General features: G+C 74.6%; 9 protein-coding genes. 3 read left to right on the plus strand and 6 right to left on the minus strand.

The annotated features are described in order from the left end of the window. Positions 1–38 precede the first annotated feature (38 nt). Positions 39–1721 carry an extracellular solute-binding protein gene (locus STBA_RS07790; RefSeq protein WP_077058548.1) on the minus strand — a complete coding sequence of 561 codons (1683 nt, stop codon included), beginning with the start codon at positions 1719–1721 and terminating at the stop codon, positions 39–41. A gap of 296 nt (positions 1722–2017) precedes the next feature. Here STBA_RS07790 and STBA_RS07795 point away from each other — a divergent pair, with 296 nt between their 5' ends. Beyond that, on the plus strand, positions 2018–4879 hold the full coding sequence (locus STBA_RS07795; protein ID WP_077058549.1) for a glycoside hydrolase family 3 protein: 2862 nt from the start codon (positions 2018–2020) through the stop codon (positions 4877–4879). A gap of 60 nt (positions 4880–4939) precedes the next feature. Here STBA_RS07795 and STBA_RS07800 read toward each other — a convergent pair whose 3' ends face one another. After that, a complete protein-coding gene (locus STBA_RS07800) occupies positions 4940–6394 on the minus strand; it encodes an aldehyde dehydrogenase family protein (protein WP_077058550.1) in 1455 nt (484 codons plus the stop codon). Positions 6395–6618: 224 nt separating this feature from the next. On the opposite strand from STBA_RS07800, the gene STBA_RS07805 reads away from it, so the two are divergent. Further along, positions 6619–7926, plus strand: a complete 1308-nt coding sequence (locus STBA_RS07805) for a M14 family metallopeptidase (protein WP_107484996.1) — start codon at positions 6619–6621, stop codon at positions 7924–7926. Positions 7927–7968: 42 nt separating this feature from the next. Here the strand turns inward: STBA_RS07805 and STBA_RS07810 are convergent, their stop codons facing one another. Next, positions 7969–9522: a PucR family transcriptional regulator gene (locus tag STBA_RS07810; protein WP_077058551.1), complete on the minus strand. Its 1554-nt coding sequence runs from the start codon at positions 9520–9522 to the stop codon at positions 7969–7971. A gap of 112 nt (positions 9523–9634) precedes the next feature. Next, the gene (locus STBA_RS07815) at positions 9635–12004 is read right to left on the minus strand and encodes an ATP-binding protein (protein WP_077058552.1); all 2370 of its coding nucleotides are present in this window, start codon (positions 12002–12004) and stop codon (positions 9635–9637) included. Positions 12005–12185: 181 nt separating this feature from the next. On the opposite strand from STBA_RS07815, the gene STBA_RS07820 reads away from it, so the two are divergent. Next, complete coding sequence (locus tag STBA_RS07820; RefSeq protein WP_077058553.1) at positions 12186–13523, plus strand: ABC transporter ATP-binding protein; 1338 nt, start codon at positions 12186–12188, stop codon at positions 13521–13523. 27 nt (positions 13524–13550) lie between these two features. Here the strand turns inward: STBA_RS07820 and STBA_RS07825 are convergent, their stop codons facing one another. After that, entirely contained in the window at positions 13551–14264 is a 714-nt protein-coding gene (locus STBA_RS07825; RefSeq protein WP_079251785.1) for a maleylpyruvate isomerase family mycothiol-dependent enzyme, read from the minus strand. Next, positions 14255–14920, minus strand: a complete 666-nt coding sequence (locus tag STBA_RS07830) for a pyridoxal 5'-phosphate synthase (RefSeq protein ID WP_077058554.1) — start codon at positions 14918–14920, stop codon at positions 14255–14257. The genes STBA_RS07825 and STBA_RS07830 overlap by 10 nt, the downstream gene beginning before the upstream one ends. Positions 14921–14937 lie beyond the last annotated feature (17 nt).

Consider the following 14937-nt stretch of genomic DNA (forward strand, 5'->3'; position numbering starts at 1 on the left):
GGCGGCTGCCGTGGCGGCTGGCGGCGCGGGCGGCGCGCCTACGAGCCCGCGGCGCCTTCGTCGTCGAGCAGGCCCTGGTAGAAGTCGCGCAGCTCGTCGCCGCCGTTGCGCCGCCACTCGGACACGGCGTTCTGCATGTCGCGGATGGACTGGCGCCCGCGGACCACGTCGTCCTCCAGGGCCTCGAAGCCGTCGTTGATGTTGGTCAGCCGGGCCGGCTCCTGGACCTGCCGGCCGAAGAACAGCGGCTCCCTGGCGTACTGCATGTGCCGCTTCATCCAGCCCGTCCAGTCCTCGACGACCTGCGGGATGTCCGGGAGGGCGACGACGTGGCCCGCGGTGGCGATGAACGGGTAGGTCTCGGGCACGACCTCCTCCTCGCCCTGCGGGGTGCGGGCGGGCAGGCCGTCCTCGACGGTGTAGTGGGTGCCCTCGACGCCGTAGGCGCGCAGCCGCTGCTCGCGGGTGCCGTAGGGGGCGGCGGTGAAGTTGGCGATCTCCAGGGCCTCGCGGATCCGCTCCTCGGAAAGGTTCTTGTTGAGGAACGTCCAGATCCCGGCGCCGTTCGCGGTGTACAGGACGGGGTCGTTGCCGCCGGCGCCGAAGTAGTCGAACGCGTTCATGCGGAAGTCGGGGTTGGCGGTCCGCTGCTCGACGGCCGTGTTGTGCCAGGCACCGTCGCCCTGGTTGAACATCAGGGACTCACCCGCGGTGAAGCGCTGGGTGGAGTCGCCGGACGCCGCGACCGCGTCCGGGTGGACCACCTCGGCCTCGTACAGTTTGCGGGTCCACTCCAGGGCTTCGAGGTAGGCGTCGGTCTCGTAGCGGTTGATCAGCGTGCCGTCGTCGCCCTCCATCCAGTAGCGCGGCTTGTCGGGCAGCACGCCGTAGATGATGAACGCCGACCACTTCATGTCCTCGCAGGCCCACACCCGGGAGGACGCGGAGGTGATCTCGCGGCAGAAGGCGATGAAGTCGTCCGGGTCGGTGGGCACCTCCCAGCCGTTGGCCTCGAAGATGTCCTGCCGGTAGTAGGGCATCACGCCGCCGATCGGGGCGGCCGGCATCGGCAGGCCGCGCAGGGCGCCGCCGAAGATCGACGCCTCCCAGGCGGCGGTGGGGATGGCGGCCAGGTTCGGGAAGTCGAGGACGGCGTCGCCCGAGAGGTACGGGCCCAGGTCGGCGAACCTGCTGCTGATGGCCTGCGGGATCTGCCCGGCCAGCTCCCAGCCGGGAATGCACACCAGGTCGGGGATGTCGCTGCCGGCCAGCACCGCACCCAGCTTGTCGCCGTAGGTGTTGCCGTCCTGTGTCTGCCAGTTCATGCGCACGCCGATGGCCTCGTCCATCGCGGTCCAGAACGCGTTCCCGCTGCTCGGCGGCGTACCCCAGAGCGGGGTCATGCCGGTGAACTCCCCGCCGTTCCCGCGAGGTTCGGGAACGGAAACGCCGAGCTCGCCTTCGGGTATCCAGCGGGTGTAGCCGGGGCTCGACCCGTTCTCGGCGGGGATGTCCGGCGCGACGGCGACCTCGGACTCCTGGAAGGTCGGGAGGATGTCGCGCACCTGCTCCTCGGACGCCGCGCCTTCCTGACCACCGCCGCCACCGCCGCCACCGCCGCAGGCCGAGAGCAGTGGCACGCCGCCCGCGGTCGCCGCCGCCGCGAAAGCCGAGGAGGCGAGGAATCTTCTGCGGCTGGGAGCGGGGCGTGAGTTCGGCATGGCGACAACCCTTCAAAGCTCTGCGTCTTTGCATGGCCGGCGTTCGAACATGGTCGAAGCGCTTCGATGTTGCGCTGAGGTTAAGACCCGGCAGCGGGCGGCACAAGCCCTGCTTCGCAGAAAGTTCGGCAGGGTTTCGAGGCGGATCTGGCCTGTAGAAGCAAGGCGATGACGAGTCAATGCCGAGCGGTGTCTTGACAGGGAGGGCACCGGAAACCCAGCATCGAAGCGCTTCGAACATCGACTTCGCGGATCGCTCCGCGGGGAGAGCCGCCACCACCCCGAGGGGACCGCACGTGACCGCCGAACCCCTGCCCTTCCGCGATCCGCGGGCCGCCGTCGAGGAGCGGGTGGCCGACCTCCTCGGCCGCCTGACGCTCCCTGAGCGGATCGCGATGCTCCATCAGTTCGCGCCCGCAGTCGACCGGCTCGGCATCCCCGCGTTCCGTACCGGGCAGGAGGCGCTGCACGGCGTCGCGTGGATGGGCCAGGCCACCGTCTTCCCGCAGGCCGTCGGCCTCGGCGCGACGTGGAACGACGAACTGGTGCGCCGCGTCGGCGAGGCCACCGGCCGGGAGGTCCGCGCGATGCGCGCCGAGGACCCGAAGGTCGGCCTCAACGTCTGGTCCCCCACGGTCAATCTGCTGCGGCACCCGCTGTGGGGCCGCAACGAGGAGGGCTACGCCGAGGACCCGCACCTGACCGCCGCCCTCGCGAGCGCCTACACCCGCGGCCTGCGCGGCGACCACCCCGTGTACTGGCGCACCGCTCCCGTGCTCAAGCACTGGCTGGCGCACAACCACGAGCACGAGCGCGACACCGCGAGCACCTCGCTGCGCGCCCGGGTGCTGCACGAGTACGAACTGCCCGCGTTCCGCGGCCCGGTGCGGTCGGGGGCGGTGGCCGGCGTCATGCCCGCCTACAACCTGGTCAACGGCCGGCCCAACCATCTGTCCCCGCTGCTCGCCGAGCACCTGCGGACCTGGACCGCGCTGCCGCTGGTGGTCTGCTCCGACGCCGGGGCGCCGAGCAACATCGCCGGCTCGCAGGGCTACATGCCCGGTCACGCCGAGGGCCTGGCCGCCGCGCTGCGCGCCGGAGTCGACAGCTTCACCGACCACGGCGAGGACGCCGCGCCCACCGTGGAACGGCTCACCGCCGCGCTCGACGCGGGCCTCATCACCGAGGCCGACGTCGACACGGCCGTCGCCCGGCTGCTCGGGATGCGTTTCCGCCTCGGCCAGTTCGACCCGGACCTCGACCCGTTCGACGCGGACGCCGCCTTCGACACCCCCGAGCACCGGACGCTGGCGCGCACCGCCGCCGAACAGGCCGTGGTACTGCTGAAGAACGACGGGCTGCTCCCGCTGCGGCCCGGTGTCCGCGTCGCCGTCGTCGGGCCGCTCGCGGACGAGGTCAAGCTCGACTGGTACAGCGGCGCGCTGCTGCACCGCACCACCCCGTTCGCCGGGCTGCGCGACCACCCCGCCATCGCCTCCGCCGTCCACGCCGACGGCACCGACCTGGTGCGGCTGCGCACCGAACGCGGCTGGGTGCGGGTGCCGGACGGAGACGACGGCGCGGCGCCGGGCGGGGACGGGGCCGTCGCCGCCCTGGACCCCGCGCTCCTGCGCGGGCGCACCGACCTGCCGCCGCTGACCACCGTGCCCGGGGCCGGGGAGGCCACGGCGCTGTCGCTCGCCGACTGGGGCGACGGGGTGCTCACCCTCCGCGCGCCGGACGGCCGCTACCTGTCGGTCGGGGACGACGGTTATGTGCGGGCCGCCGCGGACCAGCCGGGGGGCTGGGTGGTCCAGGAGACGTTCAGCCTTCAGCCGCACGGCGGAGGCCACCTCCTGCGCCATCGGGGGACCGGGCATCACGTGTCTGTCGCCGCCGACGGGCTGAAGGTTGCCGAGGCCGGCGACGTCTTCCACGTGGAGACCGTCCGCCGCGGCGAGGACGCCGTCGCCGCGGCGGCGGCCGGCGCCGACGTCGTCATCGTCGTCGTGGGCAACGACCCGCACATCAACGGCCGCGAGACGGAAGACCGCACCACCCTGGCGCTGCCGCCGCGGCAGGACCGGCTGTGGCGGGCGGCGCACGCCGCCAACCCGCGCACCGTGCTGGTCATGACCTCCGCCTACCCGTACGCCGTCGCCGAGGCCGACGCCGCGCTGCCCGCGCTGCTGTGGACCGCGCACGGCGGCCAGGCCGCGGGCAGCGCGCTGGCCCGCGTGCTGTGCGGCGAGGTCGCGCCCGCGGGCCGCCTGCCGCAGACCTGGTACGCCGGTGACCACCAGCTGCCCGGCCTGCTCGACTACGACCTCATCGCCTCCCGCGCCACCTACCTCTACTGCGACGACACCCCGCTCTACCCGTTCGGCCACGGGCTGTCCTACACCTCCTTCGGCTATACCGCGCTCGCCGCGCGCGCCGACGAGGAGTCCGGCACCCTCACCGCCGAGGTGACCGTCACCAACACCGGCGGCACCGCGGGCGACGAGGTGGTGCAGGTGTACACGCGCGCCGAGCACGGAAGCGTGCCGCGCCCGCACCGCGCGCTGATCGCCCACCGCCGCGTCCACCTGGCGCCGGGCGAGGAACGGCGGCTCACCTTCACGGTGCCGCTCGGCGACGCGTTCGGCTTCTGGGACACCGCGCACGGCCGCTGGACCATCGAGCCCGGCACCTACACGGTCGCCGCCGGGGCCTCATCCCGCGATCTGCGCGGCCGGGTGACGCTCACGCTCGCCGGTGAGCCGTCCGAGCCGCGCCAGGTGCGCGTGACCGGGCTCGCCGCCGCCGCATTCGACGACAGCCGCGGCACCTGGCTCACCGACACCGACAAGCGGTCGGGCGACGCGGTCGCGGCGGGCGGCGAGGAGCCGGGTGAACTGCTCTACCGCGCCTGCGACTTCGGCGCGGGCACGGCCACCGTGCGGCTGCGGGTCGCCCGCGAGGAGCCGGGCGAGGCCACGGTGACCGTGGAAGCGGTGGGCACCGGCAGCCGCGCCGTGCTGCGGGTGCCGTCCACCGGCGACCGTTACGCGTGGACGACCGTGACGGCGCCGCTGCCCGGCGCCCCGGCCGGCGTGCGCGACCTGCGGCTGACACTGCACGGACCCGTCCGGGTGGAACGGCTCGCTTTCGGCTGACTCCCGAACCCTGCGGCGCCATCGCGGCCCGGCCGGGCCGGCCGGGCCCTTCGGCCGCTGTCAGAGATCCAGGCCGGTCAGCACCATCACGCGCTCGTAGGTGTAGTCCTCCATCGCGAAGCGCACGCCCTCACGCCCCACGCCGGAGTCCTTCACCCCGCCGTACGGCATCTGGTCGGCGCGGTAGGACGGGACGTCCCCGACGACGACGCCGCCGACCTCGAGCGTCCGGTGCGCGCGGAACGCCGCCTGGAGGTCGCGGGTGAACAGGCCCGCCTGGAGGCCGAACTTGGAGTCGTTCGCCGCCGCGAAGGCCGCCGCCTCGCCCTCGGCCCTGGTCACCGACAGCACCGGGCCGAAGACCTCCTCGCACGAGACCTTCGCGTCCATGGGCACGCCCGTGAGGACCGTCGGCCGGTAGCTCGCCCCCTCACGGGTGCCGCCGGTGAGCACCTCGGCCCCGGCGCCGACCGCCTCGTTCACCCAGCTCTCGACGCGCCGGGCGGCGTCCTCGCTGATGAGCGGGCCCACGTCGGTGGCGTCGTCCGACGGATCGCCGGTGACCAGCGCCTCCACCGCCGCGACGAGACGCGGCACGAGCCGGTCGTACACCGCGGCGTCCGCGATGACCCGCTGCACCGAGATACAGGACTGCCCCGCCTGGTAGTTGGAGAACGTGGCGATGCGCTGCGCCGCCCAGTCCAGGTCCGCGTCCGCGGAATAGTCCGCCAGCACGACGGCCGCGCCGTTGCCGCCCAGTTCGAGTGTGACGCGCTTGCGCGGCACCGCATCGCGGATGGACCAGCCCACGGGCACGGAGCCGGTGAAGGAGATCACCGGCAGCCTGGGGTCCTGGACCAGCGCCGGCATCGCGTCGTTGGGCACGGGCAGCACGCTGAAGGACCCGGCCGGCAGGTCGGTCCCGGCCAGCAGCTCGCCGAGCAGCAGCGCGGACAGCGGCGTGGCCGGGGCGGGCTTGAGGAGGATGGGGACGCCGGCCGCGAGCGCCGGGGCCACCTTGTGCGCGCACAGGTTCAGCGGGAAGTTGAACGGCGCGATGCCGAGCACGGGACCGTAGGGAAAGCGCCGGGTCAGCGCGAGCCGGCCGGCGCCGCCCGCGTCGGCGTCCAGGCGCTGCGCGGTGCCGCCGTTGAAGCGCCGCGCCTCGTCGGCGGCCCACCGGAAGACGGAGATGCAGCGGCTGACCTCGATCCGCGCCCATTTGACGGGTTTGCCGTTCTCCGCGGAGATCAGCCGGGCGAACTCCTCGGCCCGCTCGGTGAGTCGCTGCCATACGTGGTCGAGCGCCGCGGCCCGCACGTACGCGGGCGTGGCGGCGAACTCGCCCGCCACGGCCGCCGCCGCGGCCACCGCCTCCTCGGTCTGCGCCGGGGAGGGCACGCCCACGCTCCCGAGGGTGCCGCCGTCCCACGGCGAGGTGACCTCCAGGGTGCTCTCGCCGGCCGCCGCACGGCCGGCGAGCCAGAACGGGCGCGGGGATGTCGCTGTGGTCATCGCGGGTGCCACCCTTCAGACGATCTTGTCGACGCTGTCGCTTCCCGCCTCCACCGTAGGTGCTGCCTCGCGCGCGGCGTCTTGTCCGGCGCGGCGGAATGCCCCGGTTGCATGCGCCGTTCCGGCAGGTCCCCGCAGGCCATATTGACCCGAGCATGCCATGTTCGCGAGCATGAGCGGCTACTCCACCCGTCGCACTGGCACACCCTCACCCAGGAGATGCGATGCGCATGACCCGACACGGCAGGCGGGCCGCCACCGCGGCCGCCGTTCTCACGCTGGCACTCGCCTGGACTTCGGCCCAGGCCACCGCCGCTCCCCCGGCGGCCGATTCGCCGTCCGCGACCGCGGTGCGGCAGTACGAGGTCGCCGGCGTCGCCACCGCCGCCGAGCGGACGGCACTCGCCCGAACCGGCACCGCCATCGACGAGATTCGCGCCGGCACCGTGCTGATCACGGCGGACGAGGCGCACGCGGCCCGGCTGACAGGGCTCGGCTACGACCTGACCGCGCTCACCGCATGGGAGGAACGCGGCGGACTCCGCGCCGCCGCGCCCTCCGACTACCACACCTACGACGACGTGATCGCCGCCGTGGCCGACGCCGAGGCGCAGTACCCCGGACTCGTCACCAGCCAGGTCATCGGCCAGTCGTACGAGGGCAGGGACATCGTCGCCGTCAAGATCAGCGACAACGCGGCCACCGACGAGGACGAGCCGGAGGTGCTGTTCACCCACAACCAGCACGCGCGCGAGCACCTCACCGTCGAGATGGCGCTCTACACCCTCGGCGAACTGACCTCCCGGTATGGCACGGACACCGAGATCACCACCCTGCTCGACACCCGAGAGGTGTGGCTCGTGCCCACCGTGAACCCCGACGGGAAGATCTACGACCAGGAGTCCGGAACGTTCCGCAGCTGGCGCAAGAACCGGCAGCCCAACTCCGGCTCCGCCGCCCTCGGCACCGACCTCAACCGCAACTGGGCGCACGAGTGGGGCTGCTGCGGCGGCTCCTCCGGATCGCCCGGCAGCGACACCTACCGTGGCTCCGCACCCGAATCGGGGACGGAGGTCGGCGTGGTCGCCGACTTCGTGCGCGGCCGGGTCGTCGGTGGCGAGCAGCAGATCACCGCGCACATCGACTTCCACACCTACGGCGAACTGGTGCTGTGGCCCTACGGGTTCACCTACGCCGACACCGCCCCCGGCCTCACCGCCGACGACGCGGCCGCGTTCGAGGCCCTGGGCACCGCGCTCGCCGACACCAACGGGTACACGCCACAGCAGTCCAGCGACCTCTACATCACCGACGGCTCCGTCAACGACTGGATGTGGGCCGACCAGGGCATCTTCTCGTTCACCTTCGAGATGTACCCGTCATCGAGCTCCGGCGGCGGGTTCTACCCGCCGGGCGACGTGATCGACCGGGAGACCAGCAGGAACCGGGAGGCCGTCCTGACGCTCCTCGACTACGCCGACTGCCCCTACCGCATCACCGGCAACGAGGCCGAGCACTGCGGCACCGCCTGAGGCCGCGCCCGTGGGCCCGCACGCCGGTGCGGGCCCGCGGCATCAGGAGCCGAGCGGCGAACGGGCGGTCGCCTTCAACGCCAGCCACAGCTCCATCCGCACGTCGGGATCGTCCAGCGAACGGTCCAGGATCTCCTCCACCCGCCGCATCCGGTACCGCAGCGTGTGCCGGTGCACCCCGAGGTCGGCCGCCGCCGCGTCCCACTGGCCGTGCCGCGCCAGCCAGGCCCGCAGCGAGGCGACGAGATCGCCGCGGCCCCGTTCGTCGTGCTCGCGCAGGGCCCGCAGCATGCCGTCGGCGAACGCGCGCACCGCGTCGTCGGCGAGCAGCGGCAGCACCGACCCGGCGGCGACGTCGTCGTGCTCCACCAGCGTGCGCCCGCGGCGCCTGGCCACCAGCAGCGCCTCGCGCGCGTGCTGGTAGGCCGTGTCGGCCGTGGCCGTCCCCGTCGGCGCCGACATGCCCACGGCCAGTCCGGTGCGCGGCTCCTGGCCGGCCGCGTACTCCGCAGCGGCGGCCAGCGCCGCGCCGCCGTCCGCGGCGAGCAGCACGAGACCGTCGCCGTCCGCCGCCGCGAGCACCGACTCCCCCGCGCGGGCCGCGGCCGACTCCACCGCACTCCCCAGCTCCGTCAGCGCCTTCGGCTCCTCGCCCGCCCCGGCGACGAGCACCCGCAGCGGCGCGTCGAGCAGCGTTCCGTACAACTGTCCGGCCACCGCCCGCGCATGGTCGGGCTCACCGCTGAGCAGCATGCGCAGCACCGCCGAGCCAAGGCGCGCCTCGGCGGCCTGGTAGGCGCGCGAGCGCTCGGTCAGCAGCGTCAGCACGGCCACCGCGGACTGGAGCGCGTAGCGCTCCGCGGTGCCGAGCGGCGCGCCCGTGCCGATGGCGAGCACGGCGCGCGGCAGGTGCCCCGTGCCGACGGTCTGGAGCTCGACGCGGTCGTCGTCCGGCTCGTGGGCGCACACGGCGCTCGCGGGCGCGGAACGGGCACCGAGGCGGCGGACCTCGGTGCCGAGCCTGGCGGCCCTGCGCGCCGCCCAGGAGGGGGCGACGGCGGTGGCGGTGCCGGACAGGTCGTACAGCGCTGCCCAGCCGCCGACCTGGGCGGCCAGCCGGTCCAGGAGCGCGTGGTGGCCGCCGTCGGACAGGGCGGCCCTGGTCAGCTCGCGCTGCGCCGCGAACCCGGCGGTGACGGTGCGGTACTGCTCGGTGGCGATGGCGGCGGACACGGCCTTGGCGATGGCGATGAACGGGGTGCGCCGCGGCACTTCGAGCAGCGGCAGCCCCGCCTCCCCGACGGCGGCGAGCAGCGCGGGCGGCACCTCGGGATGGTTGACCCCGACGCCGAAGCCGAGCCCGACCACCCCGGCTCCCGCCAGCCGCTCGACGTAGCCGCGCATCAGTGCCTCGTCCGCCACCGGCAGCTTCAGCCCCGTGGTCAGCAGCAGCTCACCGCCGTCCAGCCACGGGGTCGGATCGGTCAGCTCGCTGGCGTGGGCCCACCGCACCTCGGCGTCCAGCCGGTCCGCTCCCGCGCGTACGGCGAGCTTGAGCCCCGTGTGCTGGGTCAGTGCGGCAAGCGTCGGAAGCATGGATCACCTTGGAGGTACCGATACGACACGGGTACTCACGGTACAGCGGCGGGGCGGGGCGCTCCGACGGCGACCGCGGCATATGCGGCGGGTATCGGCCATGCCCCGCACGTCAGCCGAGCCGCACCAGCACCGGCGGGCTCGGCTCCCCGGCGACGCTGGTCAGCGAGAGCACCGCGTGCCGCGGCGGCACCCGGTGGGCCAGCTCGGACGCGGACCACCGTTCCCGCTCCACGCGGCGCACGGTGACGGACTCGGTCGTGGTGTCGCGCCCCGTGAACAGCTTCCGCACCCCGCGCACCGTGCGCCTGACGATGCCGCCGGCGCGGTCGGGGGTGCGGGTGACGTCCTGGTCCTCCCGCCACTCCGTGCCCCAGGCACGGGCGAAGTGCTCCGCGTCCCACGTGGTGATCCCGGAGAACGCCATCCGGCAGCCGACCGCGCCCAGCAGCCCGGTCCGCAGCTCGGGGGCCACGTCGTCCAGGGTGCGCAGGGTCAGCACGGCCCCGGCGTTGGCCGGCCGCAGCTGCGTCAGACCCCGCACGGTCCCCGGGGTGATGGCGGCCGTCGCGTCGTCCAGCACCAGGCAGGCGAACAGGGTCCGGTCGGGCCGCGTGGTGACCGCCGCCGTGAACTGGGCGAGCAGCAGCCGCGTGATGATCCGCCCGGCCTCGGCGTGCCCGGTCGCGGGCAGGTCGATCCGCACCCGCAGCGGGTGCACGAGGGAGCCGAGGGAGAACGGGCGGGTGGTGCGGTCCCGGTCGCCGAGGGAGAACCCGGCCCGGTCCAGCAGGGCGAGCCGGTCGGCCAGGTGCGGGCCGAGGTCGTCGGGCCGCTGCGCCTGCCGGGCCCGGGCGTCCAGCTCCCGCTGCTGGTCCTGGGCCCCGGCCAGCGCGAGGTCGTCGCGGAGCGTTGCCAGCAGCGCGGGCGCGCCGTCGAGCATGGCGCGCAGCTCGGGCACGCCGGGCAGCTGGCCGTAGGCGGCCTGGTAGGGGCCGATGAGCTGGACCAGAACGGCCGCCGCCTCCCTGGGGTCGACGCGGGAGCCGCCCACCAGCGCCTCGGCGACCAGGCTCGCGGCCTCGTCGGTGTCGGTGGCCCCGCCGTACAGGTCGAGCCGGTGGGTACCGGCGGGGTCGCCGACGCGGACGACGATGTCGAAGGCGTGGTCGGGCCCGAGGGCGGCGCTGGCCGTGCCGACGGCGACGACGGCCGCCTGCCCGGTGAGGGCGTGCAGGCACAGCGCCTCGGTGACCGGCCGCACGACGCGGCCGGTCTTGCCGGAACCGGGCGGGCCGACGGCGAGCAGCGAGGTGCCGAGCACGGCGGGGTCGAGGGCGACGTCCTCGCCGCGGTAGTGGTACGGGTTGCGGTCCTCGTCGAGGGCGAGACCGATGCGGACCTGGCGGGTCAGCAGATCGTGCCGGGCGGCCCTGACCGGCAGGTCGCGCTCCCCCGAGGGGTGGACGAACGCGGCGGCGCCGTGGACGCGGGCGGCGTCGGAGAACGCGGGCAGCTCGGTCGGCCTGGCGCGCACCGCACTCCAGGCGTGGGCGATCCGGGCGTAGTCCAGGTCGCTCATGGCGCCGATGCGGACCTCGTCGGCGAGCCGCTCGGCCGCGGCCTCCGCGCCCGCGGCGCGCAGCTCGGTGAAGTCGCTGAGCCGGGCCAGCTCGGCGCGCTCCGCGGGCGTCGCGGCGGCGGAGCCGCGGCGCAGCGCGAGCGGGTAGCGGCGCCGGACGGCGCGCCAGTCCCCGAGGGCGGCGAAGACCGCCAGCACGAGCACCGTCCACAGCACGTAGTAGACGTTGTAGCTGACGGTGTACTGCGTGGTGTCGCCGTCCTCCCACCACACGTCGGGCACGAGCGCGTACAGCGGCTCCAGCCAGAAGTCCCAGACGCCGCGGAAGCACAGCCGCCACACCGCCCAGGCGGCGACGAGCGCGGCGGTCGCCCGCAGGACGGTGCGGCGGCCGAGAGGCGCGATGTCGGGGCGGCCGCACAGCAGCCGCAGCACGGTGGGCCGCCAGCGGCGCCACAGCGCCGGGCCGTTCCCCGCCCGGCCGAAGGCGTACACCAGGAAGCAGGCGAACAGCAGTTGGTACAGGTAGATGACGGTGATCCACGCGGTGCCCTTGTGCCAGGAGTTCACGCCCGTCCAGTCCAGCGGCCAGTCGACGAAGCGGAGGTACCCGTTGCCGTAGAAGGACCACACGAGCCAGCCGGTGAGCGCCGCGAGGAGCGCGGTGCCGTGCAGCTCCCGGTCGCCCAGCCGGTCCGGGTCCTCCGGCGGCTTCGGCACGTGCCCGTGGCGCCAGACGCCCGGCCGGGCCGACGGCCGCGGCGCGTGCAGCCAGCGGACCAGCGGCGGCCCCTCGGCCTCGGGCGGGTGCCGGGGTACCGGCGGCGCGCCCTTGGCCAGCGGCACGGCCTGGGCGCCGTCACCGCTCTCCCGCGCGTCCCGCGCGCCGTTGGTACTCATTCGCTGCCAAGCCCCCTGATCAGGCGATCGGCTGACTATGCGTCGCCGTTCAAATCTAGTGCAGCACGGCCCGTCGAATATGCGCCGGGCCAACCTGTGCATACCCGTTCCCCTGGGACATCTGGTGCGCTACGTTGCGGCTCCACCGCTGGCTCGAAGAGGAATCCGGGCGGAAACCGTCATGACACGCACCATTTCCCTGCGGGACGTCACCAAGGTCTATCCGCGCGACGTCGTCGCCGTCGACCGGCTGTCCCTCGACGTCGAGCCCGGGGAGTTCGTCGTCCTGCTCGGTCCCTCCGGGTGCGGCAAGTCGACGGTGCTGCGCATGATCGCGGGCCTGGAAGACATCACCTCCGGGGAACTTCTGCTCGACGGAAACTACGCCAACCACCTGCCCCCCGGCCAGCGTCAGCTCGCCATGGTCTTCCAGCACTACGCGCTCTACCCCAACATGACGGGCCGCCAGAACATCTCCTTCCCGCTGCGGATCGAGGCTCCGCACGCGGACGAACGGACCCGGGTGACCGAGGCGGCGCGGCTGCTCGGCATCGAGGACCTGCTCGACCGCTATCCGCGCCAGCTCTCCGGCGGGGAACAGCAGCGGGTCGCGATGGGGCGCGCGATCGTGCGCAGACCCTCGGCGTTCCTGCTGGACGAGCCGCTGTCCAATCTGGACGCGAAGCTCCGCAACCGGCTGCGCGCCGAGATCGCCACGCTCACCAGGCACCTGGGCGTGACGACGGTCTACGTGACGCACGACCAGTCCGAGGCGATGTCGCTCGGCGACCGGGTCGCGGTGATGCGGGACGGGGTGATCCAGCAGGTCGGCACCGCGCGGGACGTCTACCGGCTGCCGGAGAACGTGTTCGTGGCGGCGTTCGTCGGCACCCCGCGGATCAACCTGCTGCGCGCCACCGTGCACGCGCCGCTGGACTCGCGCATGAGCATCGACTTCGGCACCCAGCGGATGCTGCTGCCGCACCCGCTCAGCCCCGACCACCAGATGCTGCGCGTGCAGATGGGCCGGGAGATCACCGTGGGGCTGCGCTCCGAGGCCGCGCGGATCGCCTCCCCCGAGGAGATGCGGCCCACCGAGGCGCTGCTGAACGGGGTGGTGCAGCACGTGGAGTACCAGGGCCACGAGTCGCTTGTGCACGTCAGCACGGGGGCACGGCCCGCGGACGTGGACGGGCTCGAGGCGCCGCGGCCGACCGGGCCGCGCAGGTCGCGCGGCAGGCGCCAGGGCCGGGGCCGGCTGGGCCGGCTGCTCGGCCGGGTGGGCCAGGGCACGCTGAACGGGGGGCGGGCACCGGTGACGACGCTCGAACGCCCCCCGCCGCCCACCCCGGCGGGGCGGGCCAGCGACGGCCTGGTGGTGCGCGCAGGCACCGACGTGCAGGTGCGGGTCGGCGAGCGGGTGCCGCTGCTGCTCGACCTGGATCAGCTGTACGTGTTCGACAGCGAGGGCCGCAGGATCTGCCCCGCCCCGGCCCGGCGGCCCCGGTCGGCCGCCTGACGGGAGTGGGCCGGGGCGGCGGGCCGCTCAGGGCCAGGGGCCGAGCGCCGGCAGCGGGCCCCGGTCGGCGGCCGGCACGGACCTGCCCTCGCGGCCCGCGAACCACGCGGTGAGATCGGTCAGCCGCCCGCGGACGGTCAGCGGGCGGCCGGCGCCGTGGGTGACCCGTTCCGTCCCGTCGTCCGCCGCCAGCGTCAGCCGGGTGCCCGGCGGGGTGCGCGGGGCGAGGAAGTCCAGCACGTGCAGGCAGAACTCCCGGGAGAAGCCGGCCGGTTCGAAGCCGAGCAGCGCGTCGGCGGTGTGGATCTCGGCCTCGCGCCACCAGGCGGCGAGCGCGGCCCGCAGCTCGGCGTCGCGGTAGCGGACCGGCCGTGACCAGTCGGCGGGGCCTGGCGCGCGCCAGGCCGCCGCCGCCCGGTCCAGGGCGGCGGCGACGTCCTGGCGCAGCGCGTCGGCGCCGCGCCGCGCGCCGGCCTCGATGGCGGCGTCCCTGGCCGGGCGGCCGCCGTCGTACACCTCCACGGTGGTGCCGCGCAGGGCGTGTTCCGCCTGGCGGGCGAGGGCGGTGCCGACGCCTTCGAGGTGGGACAGGACGTGGGCGCGGCTCCAGCCGGGCAGCGCGCTCGGGGCGCGGACGGCCGCGTCGGTCAGCCCGGGCAGCAGGGCGCGCAGCCGCCGCTGCGCCGCCAGGACCGCGGCCCGCAGCCGTTCCTCCGGCACCGCGGGCGCGGTCACGGCCACAGCAGCTCCCTGGCCCAGCCGCCGTCCACCGCGCGCCGGTAGCGCAGCCGCGTGTGGTTGCGGTCGCGGTCGCCCTGCCAGAACTCGGCCTCCTGCGCGCGCACCGTGTAGAGCGTCCACTCCGGCGGCACGAGGTCCGGCTCGCGCGCGAGGCGCGCGCGGGCGCCGGCGAGGGCGGCGTCCCGGGTGGCGAGGTCGGAGAGCGGGGTGCTCTGGCGGCCGAGCAGCGCCTCGGCCCTGGCGCCTTCGCCGCGGGCGAGGAAGTCGGCCGCGCTGTGCGCCGCGCCCGCCGGCTCCACTGGTCCGCGCACGCGGATCTGGCGGGCCAGCGGCTGCCAGTAGAACGTGAGCGCCGCGTACGGGCGCTCGGCGAGGTCGTGGCCCTTGCCGCTGGCGCCGTGGGCGGCGAACTGCCAGCCGCCGTCCGGACCTGGCTCGACGTTCTTCAGGATCAGCACGCGGGCCGAGGGGCGGCCCGCCGCGTCGGCGGTGGAGACGGTCATCGCGTGCGGCTCGGGGACGCCCGCCTCGACGGCGCCGAGCAGCCACCGCGTGAACAGCTCGGCCGGGTCGTCCGGGGCCACCGCCGGGTCGAAGTCCGGCAGTTCGCCGGCGAACACGTCGAGTTCGCGCAGCATCGTCCGCAGTCCGGTCATCCTCAGCCTCCCGTGAC

This window comes from Streptomyces sp. MP131-18 (assembly GCF_001984575.1).
Lineage (GTDB): Bacteria > Actinomycetota > Actinomycetes > Streptomycetales > Streptomycetaceae > Streptomyces > Streptomyces johnsoniae.

Excerpts from the sequence above, each read along its gene's own strand:
- STBA_RS07790 (WP_077058548.1), bottom strand. The coding sequence starts at position 1,721 with ATGCCGAACTCACGCCCCGCTCCCAGCCGCAGAAGATTCCTCGCCTCC.
- STBA_RS07800 (WP_077058550.1), bottom strand. The coding sequence starts at position 6,394 with ATGACCACAGCGACATCCCCGCGCCCGTTCTGGCTCGCCGGCCGTGCG.
- STBA_RS07805 (WP_107484996.1), top strand. The coding sequence starts at position 6,619 with ATGCGCATGACCCGACACGGCAGGCGGGCCGCCACCGCGGCCGCCGTT.
- STBA_RS07810 (WP_077058551.1), bottom strand. The coding sequence starts at position 9,522 with ATGCTTCCGACGCTTGCCGCACTGACCCAGCACACGGGGCTCAAGCTC.
- STBA_RS07815 (WP_077058552.1), bottom strand. The coding sequence starts at position 12,004 with ATGAGTACCAACGGCGCGCGGGACGCGCGGGAGAGCGGTGACGGCGCC.
- STBA_RS07820 (WP_077058553.1), top strand. The coding sequence starts at position 12,186 with ATGACACGCACCATTTCCCTGCGGGACGTCACCAAGGTCTATCCGCGC.
- STBA_RS07830 (WP_077058554.1), bottom strand. The coding sequence starts at position 14,920 with ATGACCGGACTGCGGACGATGCTGCGCGAACTCGACGTGTTCGCCGGC.